Origin of the sequence: Blautia luti, from assembly GCF_013304735.1 — a bacterium.
In the GTDB taxonomy this organism is placed as follows: domain Bacteria; phylum Bacillota; class Clostridia; order Lachnospirales; family Lachnospiraceae; genus Blautia_A.
This window is the reverse complement of sequence record NZ_JAAITI010000069.1, coordinates 1-6052: the sequence shown is the minus strand read 5'-3', so window position 1 is coordinate 6052 and position 6052 is coordinate 1. Positions and strand designations below refer to the sequence as shown.

Below are 6052 nucleotides of genomic sequence, written 5' to 3'. Positions count from 1 at the left end.
TTTTCCTCCCTTATTCATTTGTGGCATAAAAACACCTCCTGAAATTCCGATTTTAATGTCTCTATTATACCATAATGATACTATTATAAAAAAGGAAAAAGAGCTCCTTCGAGCTCTTTTGATTCAGTTCTGTAAACTTGAAGTTGTCTTTCTGCTTATTTACTCAACATCAAATTCAGCCGCCAAATAATGCGGTGTTCCGTCCTTTGCCTTCATTTCTAATACTACACGATAGATTCCCGCCTCCAAGCGAGTTCCATAATAATCATATTTTTGAACAATACTTCCCTGCAAGCCCGTACTGTCTCCACCCAATGAGAATTCTAAATTATTAAAAGAAAATATATCCTGCGAATATGTCAAACGATACCATTGCCCGTCAATGTGGCGTTCGAGATACTCAAAGCCAGGACTACCATCCTCACCGAAGGAATAGATTTCTTTAGAATTCGCAGTAACAGCCCAGCGAATGGTATATCCCTTAAACGGAGACCATGTGGGCTTTTCAATGGTCAATTCAAAGCCGTCAACCTGATTGACAGGATAAGAGACTGGTTCTCCAAGAGTAATCAAAAATAAACACATTTTGCTATTTGATTAAACTCACTCTGTCAACCGCAATCGCTCCACAACTGGAAGGTTAACGTCAGTTTTGTAGACCCATATAGGCACAATAAGGCAGATTAGCAACACCAGTCCAGACACCAGCACCAGTGGGATAAATGGATAGGAGAAAACAGCATAATAGGCCACTTTACTAAAAATCATATATAGCAAGATGAAGATTGCTGTTCCAATGGTGACTGCAAGGGAAAGGGAAACGCCCCAATAATAGAAACCTTCCATAAATAGCATTCGTTTGATTTGTCGCTTTGTCATTCCAATGCTTTCAAGAACAGCTAATTCATAGCGCCGAGTATTTACATTGACAACCATTGTATTGACAAAGTTCATGACACCAACAAGCAGCAGAATCACGGACAACCCTGTTCCTAAAACCTTTACTGTAATGAGATATTCCTGCATTTCTTCTCGCCGTTCATATCGGGATATAATATCAATGTTAGCTTGTGATGCGGTGATTTGCTTTAATTCTTGCAGTATACTTTCGTCATGTTGACCATCCGTATCAAAGGCCACGCGGAACACTCTATATTGCGGAAAGAGTTCTTTCAAAGCTGTTTGACTAATATACAAATCAGGAGCCGTCCCTCTCTCATTGCTTCCTCCTGCTCGAAACCCTTCATTCAAATAACCGTTCGCTACAATAAAGGAATGCTGTCCGTTCTGCGTCTGGATTGTTATTTCCTGCCCCGGCTGAATAAGGTCTTCTACTGTTTTGGACAGCAGCACAACCTTTCCTTGTTCAAAGGCAGACGTGTCAATAGGCAAGTTTAAGGTTTTATTGATTTCTTCCAAATATGCACTGTCAATTCCAAAAACCCCGCTAAAAAAGTTTTGCTGATAATTTTCTAATTCTGCCGGATCAGAAAAATCAATGCCGTTTACTCCGTCTAATGACGCAAGAAACTCGTGAAATACAGCATCGTCATATACAACATCTGCTGCTACTTGAGGATAAGGTGCATAGGTCAACCTCAAATTCTCAATGCCGTCAAGCTGACCAATCTCTGAAACCATTTCGCTGGAAATTAAATCTTCTCTTTCGTGGATACTATATGTGAGTGCAAAATCGCTTACTCCCCATTGGCTCACATAATTCTCCGGGCTTAAACCATGTAATAGCCCTGTGACGACAAGGAACAAGGAAAGGCCGAAAAAAAGCGATGCAAAAACAAGGGTTGTACTCTTAGCATTACGAAAGACATTGTTCCATGCCATTCTGGACAACTTCATTTTGCTACAATTTCTGGCGCTGCTCTTTGTGCTGGCTGCTGTATATTGGAGTGCTGCTATTGGTGAAACATTTCCGGCAATTTTGGCGGGCTTCATGCTTGCAATCATAACGGTAATGAACGTAAATATGGCCGCTCCTATGAAAATAAACGGCGAAAAAGATACTTTTGTTCCCACATCAGAATTTGTTGAATACATCATATTCAGGAAGTAAGGAACAATGCCAAAGGAAACAACCGCACCAAGTAACAGACCAATCGGAATACCAATACAAGAGATTCTGATTGCCTGCTTATAGATAATTCTCTTTATCTGCCTTTGGGTCGTTCCAATCGTTTTAAGACGGCCATAGAATTGCACATCTTTTACGACAGAGACATAAAGAATATTATAAATCAGCAGATAGCCGCTAAAGGATATAAAAACTGCTAAAATTATTACAGCTAAAATAATAGTTCCACCATTTGCCTGTTCTAATGGTACAATTTCAAATGTTTGCCCTTCTGTAAAGTCAATCTCACGCCGCAATCTTTCACAGTTTTTGTCAGCATTATCATTGCCTTGAAAACGGATCATTGCCGTAACACTATTATCCAGTGATACATTTAAGCTATCCTTAAAAGCGGATGAAACATAAACATAACCACGATTATTTGTGCGCATTGGAATGTAGTCCGTATAGTAGCCCGACAGCAAAAAGGTGTCTGAGACATAATTATAGCTATCGCCAATTTGGTACGACAACACAATCTCCATCCCTATTTGCGGATCAGAAATGCCCATCTGTTCAAGCACCCATGTAGGTAGCATAATTTCGTTTTTACTTGATGGGTAATTTCCTACAACACTTGATATAGTAGGCAGACGGTGGGTTCCCCACTCGGTATCATCTATCCAAACTATACCTAATCTCGCATTTTGCAGTTGCTCTGTATCAACACTGCCTAAACGCTGCTGTATACCTACGTCAAGGACAAGGTTTGATTTTGAAATTTCAACCAACTGATTTTCTGTTACATTTGTGATTCCGACATCAGCGGTAGTTCCCATTAACCGAATTTGTTGCATTTGGTAGGTTTCAAAGTAACTAAAACCAATACTGAATGTCGCAGTTATCATAAATGCAGTTAGCACAAGAGCAATGATTGCAAATAAATTACGCTGCCGTTCACGATGCAAACTGCGCTTTGCCAGCTTCTTTTCAATGTCACTGGTATCATTTTCAAAAGGCCATGTCATAGCTTGCCACCTCCTTATTCCACAATCCTGCCATCCTCAATGCGGACAATCCGATCTGCAAGGCGGGCTATGTCGTCATTGTGGGTAATCATTACAACGGTTTGCCGGAACTCCGCGCTGGTGCGCTTGATAAGTCCCAGCACCTCGGCGCTGGTCTTGCTGTCAAGGTTACCGGTTGGCTCATCGGCCAGCACAATAGCCGGTTTGGTAATCAGAGCGCGGGCAATCGCCACACGCTGCTGCTGTCCGCCGGATAGATTGTTCGGCATATTTTTCAGTTTATCTTCCAGCCCCAGTAGGTGAACAATTTCGTCCAAAAACTTCTGATCCACCGTGTCCCCGTCCAACTCCACCGGCAGGACAATGTTCTCATACACATTCAAGATGGGAACAAGGTTATAGTTCTGGAAGATAAAGCCGATGTTGCGGCGGCGAAAGATGGTAAGCTGCTCGTCGTTCTTCTTTGCCAGTTCTTCGCCTCGGACAATCACGGTTCCGCTGGTGGGAGTGTCCAACCCGCCCATCATGTGAAGCAGGGTGGACTTGCCGCTACCAGAGGTTCCCACAACAGCCACAAACTCGCCGTCCTCCACGGAGAAATTTACGCCGTCAAGGGCGCGGGTAATGTTCGGTTCTGTACCGTAATACTTTTTCAGGTCAATCGTCTGTAAAACGCTCATATTCAAAACTCCTTTCAAGGCTTCCTACCTGTTGATAAGTGTATTGTAAAACCCAAATGTCCGCGAAATGTTACAGCGGCTAAAAAAACTCATTGAAAATTGAGGTGAAATGTTACAACGCTCGGACATTTCATTTTATCTCTGCACTTCGGGCCAACTTGACCCGAAGCAGAAAGTTTCTCTCAACGCAATGGAAGCATAATGGAAAATTCCGAACCCTTGCCCGGCTCCGAAACCACTTTGATATAGCCGCCCTGACGCATTACGATCTCGCGGGCCAGATACAGGCCAATGCCCACACCCTGCTGTTCGTGTACTTCTTCCTCACGATAGAAGCGCTGGAAGATAGCAGCCTGATTGCTTTCGGAAATGCCCTTGCCAGTGTCGGTCACTTTGATTTCCACATACATTTCCCACAGCACCACAGACACAGCGATTTTCCCGCTTGCCGGGGTGTACTTCACCGCATTGTCCAGCAGGTTAAAGAGGGCTTCCGATGTCCACTTGCTGTCATGGGAAACGGTCAAATCCTCCGGGCAGTCCACGGACACGGCGATTTCCTTTTTCTCCGCTGCATACACGATCCCACTCATGGCCTGTGCCACGGTATCAAAGAGGCGGCCCGGTTTCTTGTCCAACTGGATCACGCCTGTTTCCAGACGGGAGGTTTTCACAAGGGCCTGAAAGAGAAAGTCCAGCTTATCCGTCTGGCTGCGGATTCCCCGGATAAAGTCGGTGCGCTCTGCCTCGGCCATAGGCTTTTCCAGCAGGGTGTCCGTCGCCATTTTCAGATTGCTTACCGGCGTTTTCACCTGATGGGAAATATCCGATACAAGGGTCTGTAACTCCTGCCGTTCCTCGTCCACCCGGCGACGGTTCTCCTGCATGATCTGGTAAAGCCTTGCCAGCCGGTGTCCGATTCTGGCAAGCTGGGTTTCGCTGTCCTCTGGCCGCTGGGGCGCTTCATTTCCGGCAATCATGTGGTCTAAGGTCTGGCACAGGTCAGCGGTAAACTGTGATAACCGTTTTCCAAACGCCTGCGTCAGTACAAAAATCCCTACAAGGGCGCACAACAGCAACGCCCCGCCCGTCAGCAGCACCGCCGTCTGTTTTGTCACAAGAAAAAGGGCTATGGTGATCCCGGACATGGAGAGGGCAAACCCTATTGCCACCCGGCCAAACAGCCGCTTTACCGAGAGGTTTTGAAACTTCATTTTGCCTCGCCTCCCGTCCATTGATAGCCCATGCCGTAAACGGTCTTGATGTAGGGCGCGCCGCCGTCGGATTCAATCTTGCTGCGAATCCGGCTGATAGAAGTTGTCAGGGTGTGTTCGTCTACAAACCTTTCGTCTATATCCCACAGCTTTTCCAAAAGCTGCCCACGGGTCAGCACTTGCCGGGGATTTTTGCGGAACAGGTTCAGCATTTTGTACTCCATCGGGGATAGGGTCAGGGGCTTGCCATTTAAGGAAGCCGTCTGTTCCGAGAAGTCCAGAAACAGCCGCCCGTCGTCGTAAATGTCCTTGGCCGGTTTGTGGTGTTCCAGCATGGCGAACATGGCTTTGATTTTCCGCTGCAAGGCCCCGATCACAAAGGGCTTTGTGATGTAGTCCACCGCGCCCACCTCATAGCCCCGTATCTGGTCGCTCTCCTGATCGTTGGCGGTCAGGAAAATCACGATGGTATCCGGGTGCTGGGGCTTTATCAGCTTGCACAGTTCAAAACCGTTCCCGTCCGGCAGGTTGATGTCCAGCAGCACTAAATTAAATTCCCGCTGGCGGATGGCTTCGGCTGCGGTTCTGGCATTTAGGGCAGAAGTCACGCCGTAGCCGTCTGCGGTCAGGTTATAGGCCAACATCTTATTCAAAAAACTGTCGTCCTCGACAATTAAAATCTGCTTCATATCCTCACTTCCTTTGCTTTTTGCAGATAGTATAACAGGCAAATGTCCGTGAAATGTTACAGCGGACGAATTTTTGAAAAAATTATTTCTTCATAAATTATATAGCCTGTTGGCTTTTACATAAAGATTTTACAAGTGAATAGTGAAATGAAATACTACCTTACATAAAGTTTCATTACATTCTCATAATCCAACCCGAAATGTACAATGATATAGGGTGATATGAGAATGAACCAAGATGAAAGAAGGTTTGACTTTCACGGCCTCGGGGCAGCTCTCAAAAGAGCCAGAGAAGAAAAGGGCTGGACACAAGCCTACGTTGCGGAATTAGTAGACCGTGACTCCCGTACCATTATGAATATTGAGAACAAAG

General features: G+C 45.3%; 6 protein-coding genes. 1 reads left to right on the top strand and 5 read right to left on the bottom strand.

Annotated elements, in window-relative coordinates:
* Nucleotides 1-159: 159 nt before the first annotated feature.
* From G5B06_RS18330 to G5B06_RS18310, 5 genes are all read right to left on the bottom strand, one after another.
* Nucleotides 160-573, bottom strand: a complete 414-nt coding sequence (locus G5B06_RS18330; protein ID WP_243868777.1) for a hypothetical protein — start codon at nucleotides 571-573, stop codon at nucleotides 160-162.
* 30 nt (nucleotides 574-603) lie between these two features.
* Entirely contained in the window at nucleotides 604-3096 is a 2493-nt protein-coding gene (locus G5B06_RS18325) for an ABC transporter permease (RefSeq protein WP_101872280.1), read from the bottom strand.
* Between the two features lie 14 nt (nucleotides 3097-3110).
* Complete coding sequence (locus tag G5B06_RS18320) at nucleotides 3111-3776, bottom strand: ABC transporter ATP-binding protein (RefSeq protein ID WP_101872281.1); 666 nt, start codon at nucleotides 3774-3776, stop codon at nucleotides 3111-3113.
* A 182-nt stretch (nucleotides 3777-3958) separates the two neighbouring features.
* A complete protein-coding gene (locus G5B06_RS18315; RefSeq protein ID WP_101872282.1) occupies nucleotides 3959-4990 on the bottom strand; it encodes a sensor histidine kinase in 1032 nt (343 codons plus the stop codon).
* The gene (locus tag G5B06_RS18310; RefSeq protein WP_007890426.1) at nucleotides 4987-5679 is read right to left on the bottom strand and encodes a response regulator transcription factor; all 693 of its coding nucleotides are present in this window, start codon (nucleotides 5677-5679) and stop codon (nucleotides 4987-4989) included. The genes G5B06_RS18315 and G5B06_RS18310 overlap by 4 nt, the downstream gene beginning before the upstream one ends.
* Before the next feature lie 222 nt (nucleotides 5680-5901).
* Between G5B06_RS18310 and G5B06_RS19145 the strand changes: the two genes are divergently transcribed.
* Nucleotides 5902-6052, top strand: a 151-nt coding sequence (locus G5B06_RS19145) for a helix-turn-helix transcriptional regulator (RefSeq protein ID WP_173772696.1), incomplete at its 3' end; no start/stop codon positions are given.